This is a genomic window from Hyphococcus sp., assembly GCF_965228385.1.
Taxonomy (GTDB): Bacteria; Pseudomonadota; Alphaproteobacteria; order Caulobacterales; family Parvularculaceae; genus Hyphococcus.
In genome coordinates this window covers 2,832,834-2,856,735 of record NZ_OZ245810.1, presented here as the reverse complement: position 1 = coordinate 2,856,735, position 23,902 = coordinate 2,832,834, and the positions used below count along the sequence as shown (strand labels likewise).

Sequence of the window (23,902 nt, the reverse complement as noted above, 5' to 3'; positions counted from 1 at the left end):
CGCTTTATTTTTTTGTCATGATGCTGATGCAGTCGCGGCTTGATCTGAAAGGTTGCTCGAGAACTTTTAATCCGGCTTTTTCCGCAAAAGACTGCATTTTCTCAGGAGTCATGTCCGTTCGATGACCTTTGGTGTTTGCGCCTTGCCCAGAGTGATCGATCCAGAGAATGCCCTCAGGGGCCAGACATCGCCCCAGTTGTTCGACATATCCCTGGATAATATCGGGATGGGCGTGAACCATGGAGGCGAAAGACGCAATCAGATCGTAGTCCGTATCTTCGATCATGGCGCATGACTGACCGTCATTTGCGTAATAGCGAATGGGAATCGGCAGGTACTTTTCAAATCGCTCCTTGCAGACATCCAAACAGGCTTCGTTCATGTCCAGCAAGTCTATAGCTTTGGCGTAACGCACCAGTTCATGGGTGAACCTGCCCCCGCCCGGCGAAAGTTCCAGAATTTTAAGATCGTATCTGTTTTTCACATAGGGACGGAGAAATTTGTCCGCGACGCTTGCCGCCTCATCCATCCCCTGCTGGTTCTGTCCTCCCCACGCATAGCCGTAATTATCCTTGCCGCTCCAGTTTTCAGGGTTGCCCCACCGTTCGCGGTTAAACTCCAGATTCGCCTTTTTTTCACGGATGGAATCACGCATTACGCCCTCTCAGCCTTCAAATTTTCAGCTGACTTATGGCCGCTTTTCGATCATTCGTCTACAACTGGAAACTTGCACAGATCACAGATAAAATAACGGCCGGCGGCAGGAAAAGGCAATAATTACAAGGCCAGTTCACGCCAGCCATCATCTGGGGAATGAGATGTCGGAAACGCCTCCAAACGCTGAAAGCAGTAAGTATCGCGCGCTACAGGATAAAAACCCTTACGCCGCTTTGGGGCGCGCGGTGGGGTACTTGATGACGAAGCCGAACTTCAAGGAGCTGAAATTCGGCTTCTGGTCCAGAACGCTTGCCGGGCAGATCAATCGCAATCACTATTTTCTTGCTGCGGAGGAAGGAAAGATTGTCGGTTTTGTCGGCTGGGCGCTTGTCAGCGAGGAGATGGCGAAAGCGTGGCTGAACGGCAACGCCGATTTCGATTCCGTAGATTGCAAGAGCGGCGATTGCATGGTGATCAACGCCTGGGCGGCGGATACAAACGCCGTCAATCGCTTCAATTTGCGGGAAATTCGCCGCCATCTGGTGGGATTGGAGGCGGCTTACGCCAAGCGATTTTACAAGAACGGCCGCGTTCGGCCCTTGCGGGTGGGCATTACGGATCTCGTTGAGGTTCACCTCGAAAAAGGCGCTTAAATCCGGGGTTTGATGAATACCGCCGCTTCATGTGACGGCCGTCACAGCAAGCTCGCAGCTTCTCATGGAAAACACCTGAAGGCCCCATTTCAGCCAGATTTACGCTCTTGTCTTGTTGGGGTAACATCTTGTCGGAGGCGCGATAGCGTAGGTGAAAATCCGTCTCCGGCAGGGTTCCGGGCGGCCGATACGCGGATTGTTCGCGGCGGTGTCTGCCCTTCTTGACCAAAGGGGAGAGATGAATGACGACCTTTGACATTTCCAGTTCCAATCAGGGGTTCAACATGCAGTTGACCACTGATGTGGATTTTGCATCGCAAGACGGCGCGATGAGCGCCACCCAATACTCATGGCTGTCCGACAATGGCCATGACATTGTTCTGAACGGTTCCGGTTTTACCTATAGCGGCATGACCGTCACCGGCGGGACTGTTACTGACGGCTGGATCGATCTCGACGATGACGGCAGCGTTGATATCGATATCGACAATATCCCGAACGCGAGCCTCGTCACCATGAGCAATGGCGGCGCCAGCGGCAACTCGATCGATTTCTATGAAGAGTTGCTGGAGTCCAGCAACGATGCGGTGACCGGCAGTGCTTTCGCCGATACGCTGAAAGGCCTCGGCGGCGCTGATACGATTCTTGGCGGCGGCGGCGGCGATACGCTGCTCGGCGGGGACGGGAATGATAGTCTTGACGGTCAAGCCGGCAACGACAGCATTCTTGGCGGCGATGGAAACGATTTCATCACCGACAGCGACGGCAACGACACGATCGAGGGCGGCGCCGGCGACGATTCTATCACAGTCACCAGCGGCATCAGTTCCGACTCTTTCGACGGCGGCGCCGGCAACGACTCGATTGACTGGAGCGGCGCCGGCTTCAGCGGCGGGAATTTTAACCTTCAGGCCGGCACCGCAACTGACGGCGGCGTAGAAACCATGACCGGCTTTGAGAATCTCAAAGGCACTGGCGGCGATGACACCATTACCGGGACCTCGACCGACAATTCGCTTGTCGGCCTTGGCGGCAACGATATGATCGAAGGCGGTTCCGGCAACGACACACTCTCCGGCGACGACTTCTTCGACAGTCTGGTCGGCAATGACACCATTGATGGCGGTAACGGCGATGACTCGATTAACGGCGGCCTCGGCGACGATCTTCTGCAAGGCGGATTGAATGCCGATACTATTTTCGGCGGCGACGGGAATGACGTCATCTACGCCATGACGCAGGCGAACCCCAACGGATCGGCCGTGGACGACGAAATTTCAGGCGGCGGCGGCGATGACCTGGTCTTTGGCTCCGGCGGCGCGGACACTGTTACAGGCGGCGCCGGGGATGACACAATCAATGGCGGCGCTGGCGAGGACTCGCTGACCGGCGAAAGCGGGCGCGATTCGTTGATCGGTAATGACGGCGATGATTACATGCACGGTTTCGGCAGTCATGACTCGCTATATGGCGGAAATGGCGATGACGACCTTCGCGGCGGTTTCGGCAGAGACCTTCTCGGCGGCTCGGGCGACAATGATACGCTTCGCGGCTTTGAAGGCGATGACCGCCTGTTTGGCGGCGGCGGCTCCGATACGCTGATCGGTAATGACGGCAATGACTCGCTGACTGGCGGCGGCGGCGCGGATCGCCTGCGCGGCGACAGCGGCGCGGATACATTAAACGGCCGGTTCGGCGACGACCTTGTGTCCGGCGGCGGCGGCGACGATCTGTTCCAATTCCGCCAGGGTCACGGCAACGACACCTATGATGATTTCGTGGCGGGCGCCGGATCGTCCCTTGATGAAATCGAGCTGATAGGCTTCGGCGCCGCGTTTGACACATTCGCCGAAGTCATCGCCGCAGCCACCGATAATGGCACGCACACGACCATCGATTTCGGCGGGGGAGACTCGATCCTTCTCCTCAACGTTACGGTCGCCGACCTCGACAGTAGCGATTTTATATTCTCGTAAACCTTAAAGCGTATGAGCAAAGGGCCATTTTGCAGGAGATATCCGGCAAAATGGCCCTTTGCCCTCGCAAAACCATGGTCTAAAATTTGCTGAATTAAGCTTATTTTTAAGACAAGCGGCTCACTCATGAGAAAGTCGCCGACTTTTAGTGGGAGCAAATGGCGCGTTCTGGCAATAATCAGCAGGAACAACCGATAGTTGCGTCGGCGCAGCTGGCTGCGCGGCGTCTGCTCATCGTCGCGGGCGGATTGAGTTTTTTCGTTAATCTGCTGATGCTGACCGGACCGCTCTACATGTTGCAGATCTATGATCGCGTGATCAGCAGCCGGTCTTATGAGACGCTGGCGGTCTTGACGCTGCTGACATTTGCCCTGTTCGCGGGCATGGCGCTTCTTGATTTTGCGCGCGGCGCGCTTTTGGCCCGGGCGGGTGAGACATTTGAAGACAAGCTGCAAAGCGTCGTATTTGATGTGGCGATGGATGCAGGCCGCGCCGGCGCGCAATCCGCGGAACAGCCGATCAAAGATTTGCGCCAGATCAGACAGTTTGTTTCCAGCCCGGCGCTCACCGCCGTGTTTGATGCGCCGTGGGCGCCTTTCTTTTTGTTGCTGGTTTTTTTGATGCACTGGCTTTTGGGCGTCGTCGCCTTGGCCGGCTTGCTTGTTCTTCTTGCGCTTGCGCTAGTCAACGAACGGGTTTCGAGAAAAGTCAACGCCGACGCAAACAAGATTGCAGCGGGGGCGGACCAATCTGCGTATTCCGCGATACGCAACGCCGCCGCTGCGGACGCGATGGGCATGCGCGAACAATTGAAAAGTCGCTGGCGCGAACAAAGCGCCGCCGCAAGCGGCAATGCGATTTTGGCGACGGACCGTATCGGCGGATTGACGGCGGCCACGAAAGCGACCCGGCTTTTTCTGCAATCCGCGATTTTGGGGACAGGGGCGTTCCTGGCGATCCAGGGACAAGTCACGCCCGGCGTTATGATCGCTGCATCGATCATTGCGGGCCGCGCGCTGGCCCCGGTCGAAATCGTGACCAGCCACTGGCGGCAATTTGCAGTTACGGGCGTATCATACAAGCGCTTGCAGGAATTCATCCGTATAGCGAAAGAACAGGCGCCGAGGACGGCCCTGCCTGCGCCGGCGGGAGCCTTGTCCGTAGACAAGCTGTATTGCAGGCCCGGCGGCGCGCAAAAGCCGGTCCTCAAAAATATTACTTTTGAACTGGCGGCGGGCGAGGCGCTGGGCGTCATCGGACCAAGCGCGGCGGGTAAATCGACGCTCGTGCGCGCCATTGTCGGCGTTGAACCGCCCATGTCCGGCGAAGTCCGGCTTGATGATGCGAATATCGATCATTGGGACAAAACGGCTTTAGGCGCGCATATCGGCTTTTTACCGCAGGAAGTGGAGTTGTTCGCCGGCAGCGTCGCTGCGAATATCGCCAGGCTGCGCACCGACGCCACGGATGAGGCTATCATTTCAGCGGCCAAAGCCGCCGGCGCGCATGAGATGCTGCTGAACCTGCCTGATGGGTATGACACCCAGATTGGCGAAAGCGGGCGGCATTTATCAGCGGGCCAGCGTCAACGGTTGGGTCTGGCGCGCGCGCTGTTCGGCGAGCCCAGTTTTATCGTTCTGGACGAGCCTAACGCCAATCTGGATTCAGACGGAGAGGCGGCGCTGATAAAAGCCATGCGCGAGGCAAAAGCGCGAGGCGCCACGATTATCATCGTGGCTCATCGCCCGACGGCGGTGGCTTTTGTCGATAAACTCTTGCTGCTGGTGGACGGCGAAGTGCGCGCCATAGGACCGCGCGACGAAATCCTGCAAAAAATAGCGCCGCGCCAGGTGACGGCCTTTGACGCTGAAGCGCGGGCAAGGCAAAAACAGGCCTTATCAAATGAGTGAGGCGCAGCCATCCGGCCCGGCAAGCGCTGACTTTTTTGTCAAGCTCGGCGTCGGCGCCGTGCTGGCGGTTTTTGGCGGACTCATCCTGTGGTCTGTGACCGCGCCTATCGACGGCGCCGTCATCGCGACCGGTCAGGTTGTCGTCGAAACAAATCGCAAGGCTGTGCAACACCTTGAGGGCGGCGTGATCGATGAAATCCTGGTGCGGGAGGGCGAACAGGTCGCTGCGGGCGAAACTGTCGCGCGTCTTGAGGATACGGTTCAGTCAGCCAATCTGGCGCTAATCGACGGACAACTGACCGAGCTTTATGCGCGCCGGGCGCGCCTTGAGGGCGAGCGCGACGCCGCGGCGGAACTCCCCGCCCCGCAGGGTGACGCAGAAGTTCTCAACAGCGCGGCTTTCCAAAGCAAGCTTGCGGGACAATTGCAGTTATTCCAGGCGCGCAAGACCACGCGCGCGACGCAGATTCGGTTGTTGCGCGAACGCATTACGCAGCAGAATGAACGCATTACCGGACTGACGTCGCAAATCGATTCACTCAAAGACCAGCGCCAGCTCATCGAAGATGAACTGGCCGGCGTACGGGAGCTGCATGCGCAAGGCTACGCGCCCAAAACACGTGTGCGCGCGCTGGAGCGTGAATCGCGCCGCCTCGCCGGCGAACGCGGCGCCTTGCGCGCCCGCGTTGCGGAGGCGACCAGCATCATCGCTGAAGCGGAGCTGGAAATTGAACGATTGCGTGAAAATGGCCGTGAAGAAGCGATCACGGAATTGCGCGATGTTGAAGTCTCAATTGCGGAACTGGAAGAGCGGCGGGTTACGGCGAAAGAAGCATTGCGTCGCACTGAGGTGAAGGCGCCGCAAGCCGGCCGGGTGCTCGGGCTGTCGGTTCATACCGTGGGCGGCGTGATTGCGCCGGGCGCTCCGCTGATGGAAATTGTTCCCGTAAACGACAAGCTGCAAGTCGCAGCGAGAGTGGCGCCGCAGGACGTCGACAAGGTCAGCAGCGGCCAGGATACGCTGGTGCGGTTTTCGGCGTTTGGGGCCCGAATGACGCCGGAAGCCACCGGCGTCGTGAATTCTGTGTCAGCCGACAGTTTTGTTGATGAAGCCACCGGCGTTGCTTATTTTCTTGTTATCGTCGACATCCCGCAAGGAGAAGAGTTGAAAAACATATTGAATAATGCGCCGCTTGTGCCCGGCATGCCGGTCGAGGCGTTTATACGTACGGGATCGCAGCCGGCGATCAGTTATTTTTTGAAACCGTTGACGGACGCGCTTGCCCGGTCAATGCGCGAGGAATAGTCCGAGACCGGTGCGCATTTTATTCCTGCATGACAATTTCCCGGCGCAATTCGGCGTGTTCGGACAATATCTTTCCAGCAAGGGCTGGGAAGTGTGGTTCGGCACGCAACGAGACGGCGCGTCTTCAAAGGAAATGAAAGTTTTCAACTACGCGCCTCACCGTGAGGTGACTGAAAAAGTGCACCCTTATGTCGGCGGATTCGAAAAGGCGGTGCTCAATGGACAAGCGGTAGCGCGCATGGGATTGAAGCTCAAGGAAAAGGGTTTTTACCCAGACATCGTCATGGCGCATTCGGGCTGGGGTCCGGGGCTTTTTGTGAAAGATGTCTGGCCCAAGGCCAAATATGTCGGTTATTTTGAATGGTATTATTCCTCTGACGCGCCCGATCTGATGTTTCTGGGCGGAGGCGATCGCGGCATGGATGACGAATTGCGTACGCGCATCAGAAACTCCGCGATACAATCGGATCTGGTCAGCTGTGATTTTGCGCTCTGTCCGACGCAGTTTCAAAAGGCGCAGTTTCCAGAATGTTTTCAGCATAAAATCAAAGTCATGCATGACGGCATCGATACGGACACATATAAGCCGAGCCCATCCGCAAAGCTTGTATTGCCTGATCTTGATCTGAGCCATGTTGACGAAATTATTACATATGCAACTCGCGGGATGGAGCCTTATCGCGGGTTCCCGCAATTCATGAAGGCGCTTGAAAATGTATTGGCCGCACGGCCAAACGCGCATGTTGTGATCGTCGGGGACGATCGCGTGGCCTACGGGAAAAAGCTTGAAAAAGGCGACAGCTACAAAGCCCGGGCGCTCAAGGAATGCGACTTGGACTGGGACCGCGTACATTTTACAGGCCTGTTGCCGCGGCCGGATTATCTCAAGGTGTTACAGGCGTCATCGGTGCATGCTTATTTTACAATCCCGTTCGTACTTTCGTGGTCAATGATGGAGTCCATGAGCGTGGGCTGTACGATTGTCACATCGGACGTTGAGCCAGTGTCTGAAATGGCCGGCGACAAGGCACCGACCTTGCGTCAGGTGGATCACCGGCGCCCCGAAGAGATTGCAAACGCCATTATCGCGTTGCTTGAAGATCGTGACGCTGCACAAGCGCTTGGCGCGGCGGCGCGGCAATTCATTGTTGACGGATATTCAAAGAAAGAAATATTCCCGCAGAAAGAAGCGTGGCTGATGTCGGGCGCGCTGGTTTAAGACGGGGTCAGGCGTATTTGAACGGCGGTCGGCAAAATCGCCGCACCTGATTTGCTGGAGGGTGGCCAAGTCAGCCGGGAAGCATTACAGACGTCCGTCGATTTTAGTGTGTCAACGCGGTGAACATGGCCGATCAAAACCGCCCTTCCGGCGAAACCGTTACTTATTCCGCTGGTTCAGGGCTTGGTCTCATGCCTGTCCTTCGCGACCTCTATGAAGGTTTCCATCATTCCGCGATCTGGCGCGCTTTCGCCTGGAACGAAATTGAACAGCGATACCGGCGCAGCACGCTTGGCATCGCCTGGATTGTATTGACGTATTTTTTCTTCGTCGCGACGATTTCCGCATTTTTTGGAGGGTTTACCACAAGGGACACGGCGAGCTTTGTCAGTTACGTGGCGCTTGGATACGCATCCTTCATGTTTCTCGTGGGCAACATCACGGATGGTTGCGTCGTCTTCAAAAAAGCCGCCACCTGGATCAAAAGCACCTCGCTTCCCTATTCTGTTTATATCTATCGCAGCATAACGCGCCTCCTCTTTATCTTCGCGATTCAGCTTGTATCGGCGTTTATCACCCTGCCATTCCTGGGATGGCGGCCGACCTGGAGCATGCTGGAAGCTGTTCCGGCGTTTTTGCTGTTCGTGATCACCGGCCTGTGGCTGCAGCTGTTCTTTGGCGTCATGGCCAGCCGCTGGAGGGATGTTACGCATCTGGTGGCGGCGATAAGCCGGCTGTTGTTTTTTACCACCCCCATTTTGTGGGTGTACAGCGAGCGAACCGGGTTGCGGAAAGACCTGGCCGGCTTTAATCCGCTTACACACTTTCTTGAAATTTTCAGGGCGCCGATTCTTGGAGAGCCAGCCGCGCCTGAAAGCTGGACGATCGCTCTCATCTGGTCGATTGTTGGCGCGATAACAGCGCTTTCGGTCGCCAGCTTGATGCAGCGGCGATTGCCGTTCTGGGTCTAGTCATGGCGTATCTGTCGGCAGAAAACGTTTCCCTGAATTTCCCCCTCTATACGCGAACAGCGAACAGGGGAGTCAAAAAAGGCATGCCCGATCCCGGCCGCCTGCTGATGGACCGGCGCAACAGCGTTGTCGGCGTAAAAGCCTTGCAGGGCGTGTCATTCGAATTAAACAGCGCAGACCGATTGGCGGTCATCGGTCACAATGGATCGGGCAAGACAACCTTATTGCAGGTGCTAGCGGGTATATTTCCCCCTGACGGCGGGTCCGTCACCGTGCAGGGGAGAACGACGAGCCTCATTAATCTCAATTTCGGCATGGCGCCGGATACGTCCGGCCACAAGAATATCCTGTTGCGCGGTCTTGCAGCGGGCCATTCGCGCGAAGTTATTGAATCGAAACGCGAAGAGATTGCTGCGTTTTCCGAACTTGGCGAATTTCTTGATCTGCCGGTGGAAACCTATTCGGCCGGCATGCGCATGCGGTTGAGTTTCGCCATCGCGACAGCGTTTGAGCCGGAGATTCTTATTCTGGACGAATGGCTGAGCGCCGGAGACGCTTCCTTCCGGAATAAAGCCAGCGTGCGCATGCAGGAGTTTGTCGGCAAGGCGGGTATACTTATTCTGGCTTCGCACAGCAGGAAACTGATCGAGGAAAACTGTAATCGCGCATTATGGCTGGAAAAGGGAAAAGTCCGCGCTTTTGGAGATGTTGAACCGCTTCTCTCAGAATATGAAAACAGCGGTCCGCCGGGACAAAAGCTGGACAAGGGCGCATTTTAAGTATGAATTCCCGTATGGCGCATGACCGGGTTGGCGCAGATGAAAAGACTGTTTTCATACTGGGAAACGGGCCTTCGCTTCGCGGAGTTGACCTCAAATCCCTCAGTTCGTATTCGACGATTGGACTAAACGCAGCTTATCGCTACTGGAAAGAGATAGACTGGCGCCCAACCTATTATGCGTGTCTGGATCTGGTCGTCGGTCTCTCGCATAAAAAAGAAATCAGTAAGCTGATAGAAGAAGGCGTAATCCGAAAATTTCTGTTGCGTGAAAATCTGATTGACGCCTTGGGCGGCGTCGATATGGACAGGGTCGTTAATTTTGACGCCCTTCGTATGCTCGCGCCTGTGTTACAGCCCGCTGACGTAACGACAGGCAGTCACGCCGCGCTCTGGGCCGCTTTTCTGGGTTACGAGAAAATCGTGCTGCTCGGCGTTGACGCGCAATATACGGAAATGGTGCCGGGCGCGCGGCGGCGTCAGGGAACACAGCTTGAAATTGTTGAAGAGGCCGACAATCCCAATTATTTCTTTAAATCGTACCAACAGCCGGGCGACCGGTATAATCTTCCCAACCCGACGCGCGGATTGCACGTCGACGCCTGGCGGGAAGCGGCCTTGAACCTGAAAAACGCCGGCGTCAAAGTCTATAACGCCAACCCGGATTCGGCGGTGCGCGTTTTTCCGTATATTGACCTTAAAAATTTCCTGAACGGCGCCGCATCGCCTGCGCCCGCAAAACAAACGGTTTCCGATATGACAGACACGCAATCGCCCGCAACAGGCCGGGCGCGATTCATACAGTTTCTCAAATCACATGCGGGGTTGTTGTTGGGCGTTCTCGCCGCAGCGCTTCTTGGCGTGTTCGTGGCTGCAGCCGCCGGCGGCGACGCAGCGACGCTTACATACGCGTTTGCCCTCTTCTATCCGCTGTTCGCGCTGGCGCTGTACGCCCGGTCTGCGATCATCGCCCATCTTCGGTCTTTGGATGCGCGCGCCGCACGGCTGGAGGCCGCCTATAAAGACCTTGCCCGCAGGCAGGACGGCGCCAAGAAACAGCGTTGTTAATTCCGGACTTGCCCGTCAGTACAGCGCGGCAGGCGCTTAATATGGTCAAAGCCGTTTATATCATTTATGCCGTATGTCTGGAGAGATGAGGAGCGGACAGCGTGTCCAAAACGGCTTTGATAACCGGCATCACCGGGCAGGACGGCGCGTATCTGGCGCGTCTTTTATTGTCCAAAGGTTATGTCGTGCACGGCGTCAAACGCCGCTCGTCCTCGTTCAATACCGGACGCGTTGACGGTATTTATTCCGACCCACACGAACAATCGACAAATTTTTACCTCCACTATGGCGATCTGACTGATTCCACAAATCTCATTCGTCTCATTCAGGAAACCGAACCGGATGAGATCTATAATCTTGGCGCCCAAAGTCACGTTCAGGTCAGTTTCGAGACGCCTGAATATACGGCGAACGCCGACGCCATCGGCGTCCTGCGCTTGCTGGAAGGTATAAGAATTTTGAAACTGCAGAACCGGGTGCGGTTTTATCAGGCCTCGACGTCCGAGCTGTTCGGTCTCGCGCAGGAAACGCCGCAATCGGAAAAAACCCCTTTTTATCCGCGCTCGCCATACGGCGTAGCAAAGCTCTATGGTTACTGGATTACCGTGAACTACCGCGAAGCTTACGGCGTGCACGCATCGAACGGCATATTATTCAACCATGAAAGCCCCGTTCGCGGCGAAACGTTCGTCACGCGGAAGGTCACGCGCGCCGTCGCCGCCATCGCGAATGGCGCACAGGCGACGCTTTATCTCGGCAATCTCGATGCGGAAAGAGACTGGGGCCACGCCCGCGATTATGTAGAGGGCATGTGGCTTATGATGCAGCAGGATCAGGGCGGCGATTATGTCCTCGGCACGGGCGAAACACATTCCGTTCGCGAGCTGACGGCGCTCGCCTTCAAGGAAGCGGGCATTGACGTCAAATGGTCGGGCGAGGGCGCCGATGAGACCGGCGTCGATGCTAAAACCGGCAAAACGATCGTCAGGATCGATCCGAAATATTTCCGCCCGACCGAAGTCGATCTACTGCTCGCTGACCCGTCGAAAGCGCAACAACAACTTGGCTGGCGCCATCAAACGACGTTCGAGGAACTGGTGGCGGAAATGGTGCGGGAGGATCTTGCAGGTTTCAGCGCCGGCCCGAACGGCTGATCTGAATTACGCTGTTCAGGTTTTGCGCGGCTTTAGATTTCTTGCGTCGAAATAAAAACATTTCTCGGCGCCAATCGGCTCACTGACAGCGATATGAAAAAGCCCGCCGGAAGCCGGAGCGTGGTTGCGTTGTTCGTCCGACAGTCCAATTGACGCCGACGTGACATAGATTGCGTTATCGACAATGGCGAGGCTTGTCGGGCGCGGCGCCGGTATATCGATTTGATGCAGAATATCGCCTTCCGGCGAGAGGCAGCGAATGCAGCCGCCGTCCCAGAACGCGACCCATAGGCGGCCATGGCGATCGACATCCATGCCGTCGGGATATCCGTGCCGCTCTTCAAAAACGCGATGGACGCACAGCCCGGCGCTTTCATCTTCGTCGCGAATGTAAATTGTGCGCTTGGCGGAATCCGTCAGGTAGATGCGCCGGCGCGCATGATCGAACGCCGGCCCGTTGGGGACATGAAACCCCCCATGCATTTTTCTGGTCTCGCCGTCAGGCGTCAGCCGCCACCAGGCGCCGGTGACATCGTCTTCTGCGTTATCCATGCCGCCGGCCCAGAATGCGCCGCCGGGGTCGACCTTGCCGTCATTGAACCGGTTGCCGGGCAGATCAGCTTCAGGGTCTGCTATTTTGTGGAAGCAAAGCGCGCCGTCTTTCAAGTCAAGCAGGAACAGTCCGTCTTCGCGGGCGCAGATAAAATCCGCGCCTCTGGCCAGACCGAGGGCGGAAACCATCGCCGGGGTCTCAAAGGCCGCAGTGGATTTTTTTGCGGGATCGTATGCGAAAAGCCGCTTGCCTTTTATATCCAGCCAATAAAGGCGCCTTTCAGAAGGCGACCATATCGGCCCCTCGCCCAATACAGCCGCAACCGGGGCGATGCATTGCGGCGCGGTGAAGGTCAGGTCCGGCATATCAGTCAGGATCGTGAAGACGCGAAAGTACGCCGCCATCCGCATAAAGCGTCGCGCCCGTTAAAAAACCGGCCTTGTCGGAAGCCAGAAAGACTGCAATCTCTGCGATCTCTTGCGGCTCGGCAATGCGTCCCGCCGGGTGACAGTCCTCAAGTTGCGCCATTCCCTCAGGGTTATCCTCAAATCCCGCCTTCAGCATTTCCGTTTTGACGGCGGCGGGCGCGAGCGTCAGGACACGCACGTCAGGCCCAAGCTCAACGCAGAGCGCGCGTGTCATGCCGTGTATGGCGGCTTTGGATGTGGCGTAAGCGGCAAAGCGCGGCTTCGTCGTCCGGGCGTGTACGGACCCTATATTCAGTATAAGCCCTTTCTGGCTTTTCAGATCCGGCAGGAACGCCTTGGAGAGCAGGAGCGGCGCTATGACATTCACGTTGAATGTCTGCGTAATCTCTTCCACGGAAAGCTCCGAAAGCGCCCCGAGGTTTTGCACCGCTGCATTGTTGACAAGCAGCTTGATCGGCGCATCGCCCGCTTTATGTCTGATTTCCGTCGTGATGGCGGTGAGCGCGCCAGCCCCGGCGACGGTTGCAAGGTCGGCTTTGACAAAGGACTCATCCGGGAGAAGCGGGGATAGTTCGCGATCTACGCCGACAACGCGCCAGCCATCGGCGAGAAACGCTTTGGCAAGGCTTTCGCCGATGCCGCCCGCAACGCCTGTTATGATCGCGGTGGTTTTTCTGCTCATGCGGCGTCCAGGAAGGCGGCGATTTTTTTGATCGCAATCTTGCTGACGCGGCGCACCGCATCAGCGGAATTCGATCCATTATGGGAGCCGAAAATACAGCGGTCGTAGCGCCGTAAGAGTGAATTTTCCGGCAGCGGCTCGATCTCGAAAACATCGAGCGCGGCGGAATGAACAACGCCTGTTTCAAGCCCTTTCAAAAGCGCGCTCTCGCGGATGACGGGGCCGCGTGCGACATTCACCACACGCACGCCCGGCTTAAGCCTGGCCAGAAGCGCCTCATTGAACATCCCGTCGGTCTCGGGCGTCAGGGGGCAGGTGAAAATAAGGAAATCGGCTTCTTCAAGGCGCTCGGGCCAGATTGCGGTTTCGACTTTAAGGCCGTCCGCCGGTTTGTAAAATGGATCGTAAACAACCGGCTTGCCGCCGCAGGCGATGATCCGCCGGGCCGTCTGCGAGCCAATATCGCCAAAGCCGACAATAGCGACGGTCCGTCCGCTGATGCTGACGCCGCTGGGTTTCGGCCAGGCGTTATGAGTGCGGATTTCGCGGTCGATCCAGTAGGTTTCCCGGGCGAGGCCGATAGCATAGGTGAGCGCGATATCCGCCACCTCGCCGCCAAAAACGCCCGGCGTATTTTCAACCGGCACGCCGGCGTTCCGGAAGGCCTCGAAATCGACATTATCAACACCGACGCCCCATTTGACCGCGGCGCGCAGGCGTCCTCCGGCGCCGGCCTCGACAACCTCGCGATTCGCGGGATCGTCGCCGATAATCCAGCCTTCATATTGGGGAACCAGTTCTTTCAGTTCTTCGACGGAAAGAACTTGTGTGACTTTCGCCGCCTCGAAATCGAGTCCTTCGCGGGCGAAATCATCCGCGAATTCTTCAATCAGCCCCAGCATGGGCGGGCAGGTGACAAGAACAGTCGGCCCGGCCATTACACCGCCTCCGGCAGCGCTTCGCCGCCGCCACGCGCATCAGCAGCGATTCTGCAATGAACCAGTCCGTTTGATCGTCGATGTCCACAGATTCCAGTCCCGGCGTTTCGAAAAGCATGGGCTTTGCGCCAATGCGCGCTTTTGTTTTCTCGAAACTGGCCGCAGTGAAAAGATAACAAACAGAGTTTTCCTCCATATAGGGCGGCAAGTCCTGTGTACGGATCAGATTGTCCGGGTCGTGATTTATAGGCGCGCCTTCCGGCGTATAAAATCGCGTCTGGTGGCGCGTTACGGTAAACAGGGAATCGGCCTCGCCGCTTTGTTCAGCCTGCAGATAGGCTTGCGTCAGCTTTCCGATCGTTTGCGGCGATAAAAGCGGATTGGTCGTGTGCGTCATCAGGTAATAATCGGAAGCAACGTTATTCACATCGTCTTCAATAACAAGATTCATTGAAACAAAATCGCCGCAGATGTCTTCACGGCGATCCCGGATCAGGACCTTGCCGTCATAGTCGCCGCTTTTCAGGCCATTATCCGCCAGAATGGCGCGCGCATCGGTATTGATGACGATCTGATCAATGGCGTCCGTCGCCGCCAGCGTGTCCAGTATCCATCGAAACAGCGGCTTGCCGCCAATCATGCGAAAGTTCTTTGACTTGACGCGCGCGCTGTGGGCTTTCATCGGCAACAGCGCCGTCAGCTTTTTGTTGTTCAGGGTCATTGTTTTCGTTTGTTATCTATTCGGCGGGTGATTTTTCGCGGTTCAGCGTTGCATTATGTTGCGCCGGAGCGGCGTTCCTGTTTCGCGGTTTAGGATAGTAATAGCTTTCTTTCTGTTCGCGCGAGAGAATGCGGTGTTCGTTATGACCGCGATAGGCGCCCCAATATTGCATGAGACGGAACATCACGATTTCCGGGCTTTTTGAGATAAACCGTTTCTTGTTTAACGCCTCGGAAAGATCATGCAGTACGGCGGCGAAATAATAGCGGAAAAAATCGCCAAGCTGGAATTGCACTTCCGGCATGATTTCACGCAAGGTCAGCGCTTCGCGGAAATATCGCCGCCGCGTCTGGCTCAGCGATTCTTCATGGATATGATAAACCGGCGCATCGCTTACATAACCGATGCGGCCGCCGTCTTTTTGTATGGCTTTCGCCAGCACCATGTCTTCAAGGCCAGTCACGGCCTCGTCAAATTTGTATTTTTCCCACAGTGATTTTGAAATCGCCGAATTGGCGTTATTCGCAAAAAAGTCATCCTGCGGCAGCTTGTCATGCTCGGGAAAATATTGCGCGAAGATCTGATGTTCTGAAAACCGCGTCACGTCATGGCCAATCTGGCGGCCGTAGACGTAGTCGGCCTCGTCCTTCTTCAGCGGCGCAATCAGATTTTCCAGCCATTTCTCGTGGGCGGGAATGCAGTGGGCCGAAATAAAAACGAGGTAATCGCCGGTCGCCGCTTCGCAGCCATAGTTGAGCGAGCGCCCGAATGTGAAATCGGATTTTTTGATGTGCACAACACGGCATCCGTAGGATTCGGCGATCTCGATCGTGCGGTCGGTTGAGCCGGAATCCACCAGAATGATTTCAACGCTGGTTCCGTCAAGCTCCTGGCGCCGGCACGCCTCCAGCGCGTCCGCAAACCATTTTTCCTCATTCAGGGCGCGAAAAACGATGCTGACGCGCGCGGCGTGACGGGGGGGCATCTGAGAACCTCGGGTGATCAATAACGCTCTTATTCTAGGCGGCTAAGGCTGAAATGAGAACCTCATACATGGTTGCCCGGATCGAGAAAACCCTGTCGCGCGCGCGCCAGGCGGCGGTCGCCGCCGCGCCGCTTGCGGCGTTCCGGGGCCGGAGAGGTCATGCTTGACGAAAGCGCGGATTTTCGCCGTCCCGGGGGCAAAATTCTTGTCATTATCAGCGGCTTGACCCTAGAAGAAAAGTCAAACAGCGTGCGCCGCCATCAAAAGCCCTGAAATCTCCAGAGGCCGAGGGACCTATTCGTGTTTTTCAATCAGTTCAGACGATCGCATCATCTTATCGATCCGCGCAATAAGATTTTATATTGCTATATCGCCAAAAACGCATGCTCGACTGTAAAGTTTCATTTTCTCAAAAAGAAACTGCGCTCGGAAGGCGACGATATATCAGAAGACGAGCTGAATGCGCGCATTCATGTTCTGGCGAAAGAGCACTCAATTGCAAAACGCGGATTGAAGAATTTAGACGATTATTATGCGTTTTGCATTATCCGCGAGCCGCGTTCCCGTATCGCAAGCGCTTTTCTCGACAAGTTCGTTCAAAGCAAAAACCTGCCCGGTTATGCGCGCAAGCTTATCGACGAATTCGGACATGGCAAAACGCCTGACACGTGGACATTTTCGGATTTTATCGAAGCGCTGGCGCAATCGGATCTTGAGAGTTTCAACGAACACTGGATGCCCCAATATCTGCATCCGGCGGGTGAAATCTCCTACGATTTTATACCGATGGAAAACTTTTCCACGCATCCGGGACTGCGCGAACATTACGGCGACTTATCAGTCAATGTCCGAAGTCATTCGCTCCAATATAATGACGATGGCAAGCCGGCGCACGAAACGCCGGTGCAAAAGCTCAAGGATGATTTCGAGCGCCTTGGCGTCGTGCCGAAATGGGGCGCTTTTTGCCAGCCGGAACTTGATGGCGCCATCCGCGATATTTTTGGTCCGGATTTTGAGCTGTACGCACACGCCAAGGCGCGCGCAGCAGGGGAGGCGCCTGCAAAAACCATATCGTTCGCGCCGCTTTCGCCGGCCGCCAACGGCGATGGCGCACCAAGTCCGGCAGTGAAGGCAAGAGGGAAACCGAAGCGCGGCAAAAGTAAAAACAACAGTTTGATATCGGTGATCGTCCCGGTCTACGGCGTTGAAAACTACATTCGCCAATGCATGGAATCGCTCGCGCGGCAGAACGACGGCAACTTTGAGGTTGTCATCGTTGATGACGGCAGTCCCGATGCAAGCGCCGATATCGCAATGACCTATGCGGACCGCATCGACAAATTGCGTATTCACAAGCAGGAAAACAGGGGCCTTGGCGGGGCGCGCAACGCCGGCATCGCCATGGCTGAAGGCGACTACGTTACCTTCGTGGACAGTGACGATGTTGTGACGCCGAACCTGGTTTCGGCGTTACGCGACCGTCAGTGGAACAGCGATGCGGAAATCGTGACGGCGCGCTTTCAGCTTGTGTCGGAAACGCTGGACTTCATGCGCCTGACGCATGAGCCGCCGGCGCCTTCGCTCAAACCGCCCGTCAAGGCGCATGAGCGCGTGCTTGGCGCCCTGTCGCGTTCAGTTTCGTGCGCAAGGCTATACAGCAGAGACTTGCTGACGCGAAGCGGCGTGACGTTTCCGGAAAAAATTCCGCATGAAGACTTGTTTTTCACCTATAAGGTGTTGCGGGAGAGCAAGGGGAACGTCTTTACGAATGAGTGTCTGTATTCCTGGCGGCAACGTCAGGGGTCGCTGGGCAGAAGTTTGACGCAGGCGCATGTCGATGTCCTGTCGGCGCTGCGGGATGATACGTACCGTTTTCTAAACGAGGTCGGGGCAAGTGAACGCGAGTTCGCTTTCGCAGCCCGTAGAAATCTCAGCCTGGCGACCTGGTTTCGCGTTAAAGCGCGCCGGACAGACACCGAGACGCGCAAAAGCTTTTTATCATCCATTAAAGACCGTCAATATGAAATCATGGAGGATATTGAGCGCTATTCTCAATTGAAATTTCCCGATGACGATCTGTTGATTGAAAAGGCGGAACGGCTTCTGGGAGAGGCGTGCGGGCGGGAAGCGAAACAGGCGGCGCGCAGGGTTTTTGCATGCCCCGGACGGTTTTCATCTGAGCCGATGAAAAAAGAGACTGTGGCGCCGGTCTCCGGTCCGGATCAGGAAGTCGATATCGCGTTTTTCCCGCTTCGCGCCTATCATTTGCGTGATTGCTTGCCGGTCATGGATGCGTTGCGCCAAGAGGGCTTTCGCTCCGTAATGATCGATACGGATGATTACCGGAAAGGCAATGAAGAGGTTCGGCAGGCCGCCGACAAGCAGGGCATTGAGTTAATACCTCTGAAGCGCTTCACGAGCGATCCGAAGGCGATCCGCTGCGCCGTTTTCTTTAACGACTGGGACCCGCTGATGCGGGTCATTTCCCGTATCTGTCACCGCGAGGGTATAGAAACCGTTGGATGGGTTGAAGGCGTCAACGATTACCACGACGCCGATACGGGCCGGTCGCGCTATGCTTATCTGCGTTCGCGGCGTGTAATTACGCCGGGTGATTTCGATACGAAATATTTCAGCAATACCGGCCAGCATGTTTACGCCGGCGAAGTCGTTCGTATTCGTTCATTGTGGGAGAAGCGCGAGCGGCGCCGCGCTGAAAACGATCGCCCGAAGGCGCTGATCAACAGTAATTTTTCCTACGGCGTATTGGTCGATCACCGTGACGCCTGGGTGCGGGACGCCATTGAGGCCTGTCTTGAGGCGGGCTTTGAGCCGGTGCTTTCACGCCATCCATTTGATCTCGGCGCCGGCTATCAGGAATATCAGACGAAAGAGAGTTTCTTTGACGTGTTGCCAGACTGCGCTGTCAGTATACAGCGTTTTGGATCAGGCATACTTGAATCTCTCGCAACCGGCGTGCCCGTTATTTATTTCAATCCGCATCAGGAAAGAATTGACAAGTTCAAGTCTCCGGAAAACGCCTATCTGATCGCCGAAGATAAAGCCGAGCTGCAGGCGGCTCTGAACGCGCGGCGTTTCTTCTGGAAACAGGATGAAGCGCAACATTTTTTGAAAACGCATACGGGTCTTGAAGAAAGCAGGGCGCCTGGCGACCGCATCACGCAGATTTTAAAAAGTATCATAGAAGCGGCGGCGGCGCCCACGCCCCAGCTTGCCCGCGCGCTTGCAAAAGCGCCATTTCTAAAGACGCGAAAATCGCTGGCGGATGAAGCCAACACCATCGGACCGTTTTACGGATCGGACGCGACAGGCGCGGTGACGCATGCTGAAGCGGGAAGCGCGAAAACCCATCCCGGCGAAGCGGGCCTTATTTCCGTTATTGTGCCGGTCTACAATGTTGAAAATTATATCGAGAAATGTCTGGAGTCGCTCTCGGCGCAGGACGATGATCACTTTGAAGTCGTGATTGTCGATGACGGCGGCGATGACGAAAGCATGGCGATTGTAAACCGCCATGCGGCCGGCTTTGAAAAGCTCAGGGTTTTCAAGCAGGAGAATATGGGACTGGGCGGCGCCCGCAATGCGGGGATCAGCGCATCGCAAGGGGAATTTATAATCTTCGTGGACAGCGATGATATTCTGACGCGCGATCATGTCTCGAAATTGCGGCGCAAGCAGCTTGAAGGCGACTACGATGTCGTTTCCGGCCGCCTGGAGCGGATTTCAGAATCCGGCGAAACGCTGGCGCGGCCGAAAGAGTATGAACCACCGAAACTGAAACCGCCCTTGAGCGATTATGAAAAGGTTCTGGGCGTCTTGTCGCCCTCTGTGGCCTGTGCGCGGCTTTATCGCAAAAGCGTTATACTGGATGCGGACATAAGATTTCCAAACCGTATTCCGCATGAAGACTTATTCTTCACCTATAAGATATTAAGGCGGGCGACACACGCCTTTATAGATGATTACATTTATTTCTGGCGGCAACGCGCCGAGTCGTTGAGTAAGTCGATTACGCGCGCCCATATCGATGCATGGGAAAAGATGCGTGCTGACACGTATCAATTCCTTGACGCGCAATCAGCCGGGCCGCGCGAATATGCGCTGGCGGCGCGTCGCAATCTTGTGATTCTGGAAAACTTCAGGCGCAAGGCCGATATCCAAAAGGGCGATGTGCTTGATTATTTTGAAGAGGCGCTCGTCCGCAATCACGGCGCCTTGGAGGATGATTATAACCGGATACAATCCTCATCCGTTTCTGCAGCCTACCTCCCGCCGGAGTTGCTTGCGCGCGCCGCGCTCCGCGCCAGGGAAAACGGCGCACGCCCTTCCGAAGCCATAAAAAATCAACTCGTCAGCGCGGACGCAGAACAGGCCCGGCCTTTTTATGCGGCGTTCGGCGACAAGCTGCGCCACCGCGCCCCGCGCATATTTGGTCTTGCGCGGTTGCTGAAGCGCGCGGCGTCTGGCTTGTGGCGGCGTCGCATATGGACGCTTCCCATGATTGCGCTCATGGCGGCGGCGCCCCTGTTGAGTTTCGCGCCGGCGCTCGCGCCATATCGTTTTTATATTCTGCTCGCATCGGTGTTCATCATCGCCATGGCGGCGATTTTTTATCTCGGGCTTCGATTTTACAGCTTTGCACTCGGGATGACCCAGGAGGTGGGGCTGTTGCAATCGCGGCTGGAAAGAGAGGTGAAAAAAAGCAAACGCCTCACCAGAGAAAACAAAAATCTGGAGAATAAGCTAACAAAGCTCGATGAGACCCTTGGCGGCAAATTTGAACAACTGCGCAAAACATCAAAAGAGAAAATGAACGATACTGAAAGCCTGTTGCGCGCCGCGACGACAAACGCAATCGTCGCCGCGCATGCGGGCGATGAAGCGTTAAAAAGCACGCTTGATAAAGAGATCGCCAGTATTGACGGCGCGATCGATAAACTGCGAAAAGACCTTCCCGAATTAACATCTGGAATGCCGAAACTCATCAAAAAAGTCGACGCGCACGACGATGTCATTTCAGCCTTTGGCGAAAAACTCAATAAGACACAGGAAAGCGTGCTTTCCGTTTCCGGCGACATGCGACAGCGGCTGGACGCTGTTCGCCAGGACGTAAAGTCCGCAAATGATAATTTGCGCGACTCGATGGAGAGAACGCAAAAATCCGTCACCCTGAATAAGGAAAAGTTCGAGCAGGCAGTCGAAAGCATCACTGTGCGCGAGAACCGGCTGCGTGAACGCATCGCGTCCAGCGAACGGCAAATCGGGACGCTGCGCTATCCTCAGTCGCCGTCCAGCATTGTTTTTTTTGGACATCATAAATGCGCGTCGCGTTTTTTCCGGCGCGAAGTGTTCGCGCTGGTGGCGGAAATGACTGGCGCGCGGCTGCGCCGCTACCAGATCGACAATCCTCCGTTTCACTACTCGCGCATGGATGAACTGGATCTTTGCAATATTGATTTTGACAGGATGGGCGCCGAGGGGCGCGATGTTGTCGTGTTCGCCAACTCAACGGAGCGCTCGCTCGCCCGTATCCGTGACGCTGCGCAGGACTGGCGGGGCGTTCGCGTATTGCGCGATCCCAGACAGGTGCTCGTCTCCAATTACTTTCATCACAAAGGCGGTCATGATTTTGAGTTCGGCGGCTGGGTCTGGGACCAGCTGAAGCACGACAAACCCATCCTGCAGACTTTGCCGGAGGAAGACGGGTTGCTGCACGAACTCGATAATATTTCGAAAGGCGTCATCGAGGAGCAATTGCTGGCGCCGTTCGACGATGAGCGCGTCATGACGCTGAAGCTGGAAGACTTTTCGAAAGCCCCGCGCGGTATGTTGTTGGAGATATCGGCGTTTTTGAAAGTGCCCGACATCGCCGGTCTTGATCTTGGCCATACGTTTTCCAATCCGGACAGCGCGTCGTGGGAAAAGCATTTTACGCCGAAACTGAAAACTGTGTTCAAGGACCGGTACGGAAAGGCTTTGATCCATATGGGGTACGCAAAGGATATGGATTGGTAACGCGCGAGAGCTACGCAAATCGCTCGACCGGGCGGACGGTCATACGATCAGGCGGTTAAAACCGGCGCCTATGTAAAGATGAAGTCGTCCTCATGCAGGTCAGCGACCGTGACGTTCAGCAGCACGATGGAATCTCCGCCCCCGAAATCGATGGTCGTGTGATTGCCATTATCGCTGGCGGCCGCGATGACCTCGGCGAATGTGTCGAACGCCGCTCCGAACGCGACAAGCTGGATGACGTCATCCGTTCCGGCCCCGGCGGTAAAGTCGTCATAGGTGTCATTACCGTGGCCGTCGCGGAACTGAAACAGATCGTCGCCCGCGCCGCCCGTAACGCTGTCCGCGCCAAAGCGGCCGTTCAGCGTGTCGTCGCCGGCGTCCCCCCGCAGGCGGTCAACGCCGCCGCCGCCCGTCAGTGAATCATTGTCGTCGTTGCCGACAAGCGTGTCCGCCCCGCCGCCGCCGAACAGGCGGTCATCGCCCTCAAAACCGCGCATGACATCGTCGCCTGACGCGCCGCCCAGAAGGTCGCGGCCAAAGCCGCCGCGCAAGTCGTCGTCATTATTTCCTCCGTACAGGGAGTCATGACTGCCAAACCCCTGCAGCGTATCCGCGCCGTCGCCGCCGACAAGGGAATCGCGGCCGGCGTCGCCGCCAATCGTGTCGTCGCCATCGCCGCCATTCAGCGTATCGTCGCCGCCGCCGCCGGAGATCGTATCATCGCCGTCGCCGCTATTTGCGAAGTCCGCGCCGCCGCCGGTTTCAATTGTGTTGGCGGACGCATTTCCCGCCAGCGTGTCGTTGAAGGCGGTTCCGATCAGCCCCTCAATGCTGACAAAGCTATCGCCGGCGGCGTCGCCGGAGATCCCGCCGCTCGCAAGACTGGCGGAAACGCCCGCTGCGGCTGTCGCATAAGAAGCAACATCGAAATCCGCGCCGCCGTTCAGCGTATCCGCGCCGGCGCCGCCGATGAGCGTATCGTCGCCCGCATCTCCGTTAATGTCGTCGTTTCCCGTGACGCCGTCATAAAGGTCGTCGCCGCCAAGCAAGGATACGGCGTCGTCGCCGAATATTGAATAGTCCTCGAAGCCGAAAAGAACGTCATTCCCGTTGGTTGGCGTAAGGATCGGCGTTTCTGCGTCTTGCAGGATCGCAATATCCACCGGTGAAATAAACAGCCGCTCGCCATTGGCCAAGGCGGCGTTCATCACATCAATGAATGTCCCGCCGATATGACTCTCATCGCCGTCCAGAGGAACATTGCCGCCAAATGCAGCGACCGCGTTCGGGCCTGTAAAAACAAGGTCTCCCCCAACGACATCAACAAATTGTTCGTAAACGCTGACGTCGCCGGACGGATCGTTTTCAAATGAGAGAATGCCCAGACCGTGACCGATCTCATGCACCAGCACCGTGAACAGATCAAATTGCGAAAACGGCACATTCGGATCGTCTATTCCACCGAAAAAGAATTCGCCGTCCCTGATCGTGTCGGAATTAATATCGATCTCGATGTCAAAACCGCCGCCATTGGGATCGACGCCGGTTTGCAGCTCGCGGATGGGGCCTGCCTGAAACACATTTTCCCCGCCTGGGCCCGTCTCTTCGAAGAAAAAGAAAGGCCCGGCCTGCGCCAGCGCGGTGTTTCCAAGGGAGACGAAATTGACCGTCACATCCAGGACAGCGCCGCCAAAATCGAGATAGCGGCCCCAATGTTCAGACGCATCCACCACCACGTTGAGGGCCATGTTGATGACGCCTTGAGATAAGCCATCGGTCTGGCCAATAGTATATGTCCACATGTCAGGGGGCTCCGCAGGATTGATTTCAATCTCAATAGCAACAAAGCCGGCGCCCTGTCGATTAG

17 protein-coding genes are annotated in these 23,902 nt (G+C 56.3%); 10 read left to right on the top strand and 7 right to left on the bottom strand.

All coding sequences use genetic code 11. The features are described 5' to 3' along the window. Window positions 1-4: 4 nt before the first annotated feature. Complete coding sequence (locus ACQK2Q_RS13285) at window positions 5-655, bottom strand: class I SAM-dependent methyltransferase (RefSeq protein ID WP_425410223.1); 651 nt, start codon at window positions 653-655, stop codon at window positions 5-7. 163 nt (window positions 656-818) lie between these two features. On the opposite strand from ACQK2Q_RS13285, the gene ACQK2Q_RS13280 reads away from it, so the two are divergent. The 9 genes from ACQK2Q_RS13280 to gmd all read left to right on the top strand — a co-directional run bounded on the left by ACQK2Q_RS13280 (window position 819) and on the right by gmd (window position 11,692). Further along, a complete protein-coding gene (locus tag ACQK2Q_RS13280; RefSeq protein WP_425410222.1) occupies window positions 819-1,310 on the top strand; it encodes a toxin-activating lysine-acyltransferase in 492 nt (163 codons plus the stop codon). 242 nt (window positions 1,311-1,552) lie between these two features. Then, a complete protein-coding gene (locus ACQK2Q_RS13275; RefSeq protein ID WP_425410221.1) occupies window positions 1,553-3,286 on the top strand; it encodes a calcium-binding protein in 1,734 nt (577 codons plus the stop codon). 158 nt (window positions 3,287-3,444) lie between these two features. Next, window positions 3,445-5,196 carry a type I secretion system permease/ATPase gene (locus ACQK2Q_RS13270; RefSeq protein WP_425410220.1) on the top strand — a complete coding sequence of 584 codons (1,752 nt, stop codon included), beginning with the start codon at window positions 3,445-3,447 and terminating at the stop codon, window positions 5,194-5,196. Continuing rightward, window positions 5,189-6,502: an HlyD family type I secretion periplasmic adaptor subunit gene (locus ACQK2Q_RS13265; protein ID WP_425410219.1), complete on the top strand. Its 1,314-nt coding sequence runs from the start codon at window positions 5,189-5,191 to the stop codon at window positions 6,500-6,502. The genes ACQK2Q_RS13270 and ACQK2Q_RS13265 overlap by 8 nt, the downstream gene beginning before the upstream one ends. A 10-nt stretch (window positions 6,503-6,512) precedes the next feature. Then, complete coding sequence (locus ACQK2Q_RS13260) at window positions 6,513-7,721, top strand: glycosyltransferase (protein ID WP_425410218.1); 1,209 nt, start codon at window positions 6,513-6,515, stop codon at window positions 7,719-7,721. A gap of 125 nt (window positions 7,722-7,846) precedes the next feature. After that, on the top strand, window positions 7,847-8,692 hold the full coding sequence (locus ACQK2Q_RS13255) for an ABC transporter permease (RefSeq protein ID WP_425410217.1): 846 nt from the start codon (window positions 7,847-7,849) through the stop codon (window positions 8,690-8,692). Window positions 8,693-8,775: 83 nt separating this feature from the next. Then, window positions 8,776-9,471: an ABC transporter ATP-binding protein gene (locus ACQK2Q_RS13250; RefSeq protein ID WP_425410216.1), complete on the top strand. Its 696-nt coding sequence runs from the start codon at window positions 8,776-8,778 to the stop codon at window positions 9,469-9,471. Window positions 9,472-9,473: 2 nt separating this feature from the next. After that, window positions 9,474-10,538 (top strand): hypothetical protein, encoded by a 1,065-nt coding sequence (locus ACQK2Q_RS13245; protein ID WP_425410215.1) that lies wholly within the window; start codon window positions 9,474-9,476, stop codon window positions 10,536-10,538. 101 nt (window positions 10,539-10,639) lie between these two features. Next, window positions 10,640-11,692: a GDP-mannose 4,6-dehydratase gene (gene gmd / locus ACQK2Q_RS13240; RefSeq protein WP_425410214.1), complete on the top strand. Its 1,053-nt coding sequence runs from the start codon at window positions 10,640-10,642 to the stop codon at window positions 11,690-11,692. Between the two features lie 15 nt (window positions 11,693-11,707). Here gmd and ACQK2Q_RS13235 read toward each other — a convergent pair whose 3' ends face one another. From ACQK2Q_RS13235 to ACQK2Q_RS13215, 5 genes are read right to left on the bottom strand one after another with little or no spacing between them, the layout of a single operon-like run. Further along, a complete protein-coding gene (locus ACQK2Q_RS13235) occupies window positions 11,708-12,655 on the bottom strand; it encodes an SMP-30/gluconolactonase/LRE family protein (RefSeq protein WP_425410213.1) in 948 nt (315 codons plus the stop codon). Beyond that, window positions 12,612-13,355 carry an SDR family NAD(P)-dependent oxidoreductase gene (locus tag ACQK2Q_RS13230; RefSeq protein ID WP_425410212.1) on the bottom strand — a complete coding sequence of 248 codons (744 nt, stop codon included), beginning with the start codon at window positions 13,353-13,355 and terminating at the stop codon, window positions 12,612-12,614. The genes ACQK2Q_RS13235 and ACQK2Q_RS13230 overlap by 44 nt, the downstream gene beginning before the upstream one ends. Continuing rightward, window positions 13,352-14,293, bottom strand: a complete 942-nt coding sequence (locus ACQK2Q_RS13225; RefSeq protein ID WP_425410211.1) for an NAD(P)-dependent oxidoreductase — start codon at window positions 14,291-14,293, stop codon at window positions 13,352-13,354. The genes ACQK2Q_RS13230 and ACQK2Q_RS13225 overlap by 4 nt, the downstream gene beginning before the upstream one ends. Beyond that, a complete protein-coding gene (locus ACQK2Q_RS13220; RefSeq protein WP_425410210.1) occupies window positions 14,241-15,014 on the bottom strand; it encodes a cytidylyltransferase domain-containing protein in 774 nt (257 codons plus the stop codon). Before ACQK2Q_RS13220 ends, ACQK2Q_RS13225 begins: the two co-directional genes overlap by 53 nt. A 16-nt stretch (window positions 15,015-15,030) precedes the next feature. Continuing rightward, a complete protein-coding gene (locus ACQK2Q_RS13215; protein WP_425410209.1) occupies window positions 15,031-15,999 on the bottom strand; it encodes a glycosyltransferase in 969 nt (322 codons plus the stop codon). A 300-nt stretch (window positions 16,000-16,299) separates the two neighbouring features. Between ACQK2Q_RS13215 and ACQK2Q_RS13210 the strand changes: the two genes are divergently transcribed. Then, entirely contained in the window at window positions 16,300-22,035 is a 5,736-nt protein-coding gene (locus ACQK2Q_RS13210) for a glycosyltransferase (protein ID WP_425410208.1), read from the top strand. Window positions 22,036-22,103: 68 nt separating this feature from the next. Here ACQK2Q_RS13210 and ACQK2Q_RS13205 read toward each other — a convergent pair whose 3' ends face one another. Then, the gene (locus tag ACQK2Q_RS13205; protein WP_425410207.1) at window positions 22,104-23,837 is read right to left on the bottom strand and encodes a calcium-binding protein; all 1,734 of its coding nucleotides are present in this window, start codon (window positions 23,835-23,837) and stop codon (window positions 22,104-22,106) included. Between the last annotated feature and the right edge of the window lie 65 nt (window positions 23,838-23,902).

Bases quoted from the DNA above. Each gene is read 5' to 3' on its own strand.
- ACQK2Q_RS13285 (WP_425410223.1), bottom strand. From the start codon at position 655: ATGCGTGATTCCATCCGTGAAAAAAAGGCGAATCTGGAGTTTAACCGC.
- ACQK2Q_RS13280 (WP_425410222.1), top strand. From the start codon at position 819: ATGTCGGAAACGCCTCCAAACGCTGAAAGCAGTAAGTATCGCGCGCTA.
- ACQK2Q_RS13275 (WP_425410221.1), top strand. From the start codon at position 1,553: ATGACGACCTTTGACATTTCCAGTTCCAATCAGGGGTTCAACATGCAG.
- ACQK2Q_RS13270 (WP_425410220.1), top strand. From the start codon at position 3,445: ATGGCGCGTTCTGGCAATAATCAGCAGGAACAACCGATAGTTGCGTCG.
- ACQK2Q_RS13265 (WP_425410219.1), top strand. From the start codon at position 5,189: ATGAGTGAGGCGCAGCCATCCGGCCCGGCAAGCGCTGACTTTTTTGTC.
- ACQK2Q_RS13255 (WP_425410217.1), top strand. From the start codon at position 7,847: ATGGCCGATCAAAACCGCCCTTCCGGCGAAACCGTTACTTATTCCGCT.
- ACQK2Q_RS13250 (WP_425410216.1), top strand. From the start codon at position 8,776: ATGCCCGATCCCGGCCGCCTGCTGATGGACCGGCGCAACAGCGTTGTC.
- ACQK2Q_RS13245 (WP_425410215.1), top strand. From the start codon at position 9,474: ATGAATTCCCGTATGGCGCATGACCGGGTTGGCGCAGATGAAAAGACT.
- ACQK2Q_RS13235 (WP_425410213.1), bottom strand. From the start codon at position 12,655: ATGCGGATGGCGGCGTACTTTCGCGTCTTCACGATCCTGACTGATATG.
- ACQK2Q_RS13230 (WP_425410212.1), bottom strand. From the start codon at position 13,355: ATGAGCAGAAAAACCACCGCGATCATAACAGGCGTTGCGGGCGGCATC.
- ACQK2Q_RS13225 (WP_425410211.1), bottom strand. From the start codon at position 14,293: ATGGCCGGGCCGACTGTTCTTGTCACCTGCCCGCCCATGCTGGGGCTG.
- ACQK2Q_RS13220 (WP_425410210.1), bottom strand. From the start codon at position 15,014: ATGACCCTGAACAACAAAAAGCTGACGGCGCTGTTGCCGATGAAAGCC.
- ACQK2Q_RS13215 (WP_425410209.1), bottom strand. From the start codon at position 15,999: ATGCCCCCCCGTCACGCCGCGCGCGTCAGCATCGTTTTTCGCGCCCTG.
- ACQK2Q_RS13205 (WP_425410207.1), bottom strand. From the start codon at position 23,837: ATGTGGACATATACTATTGGCCAGACCGATGGCTTATCTCAAGGCGTC.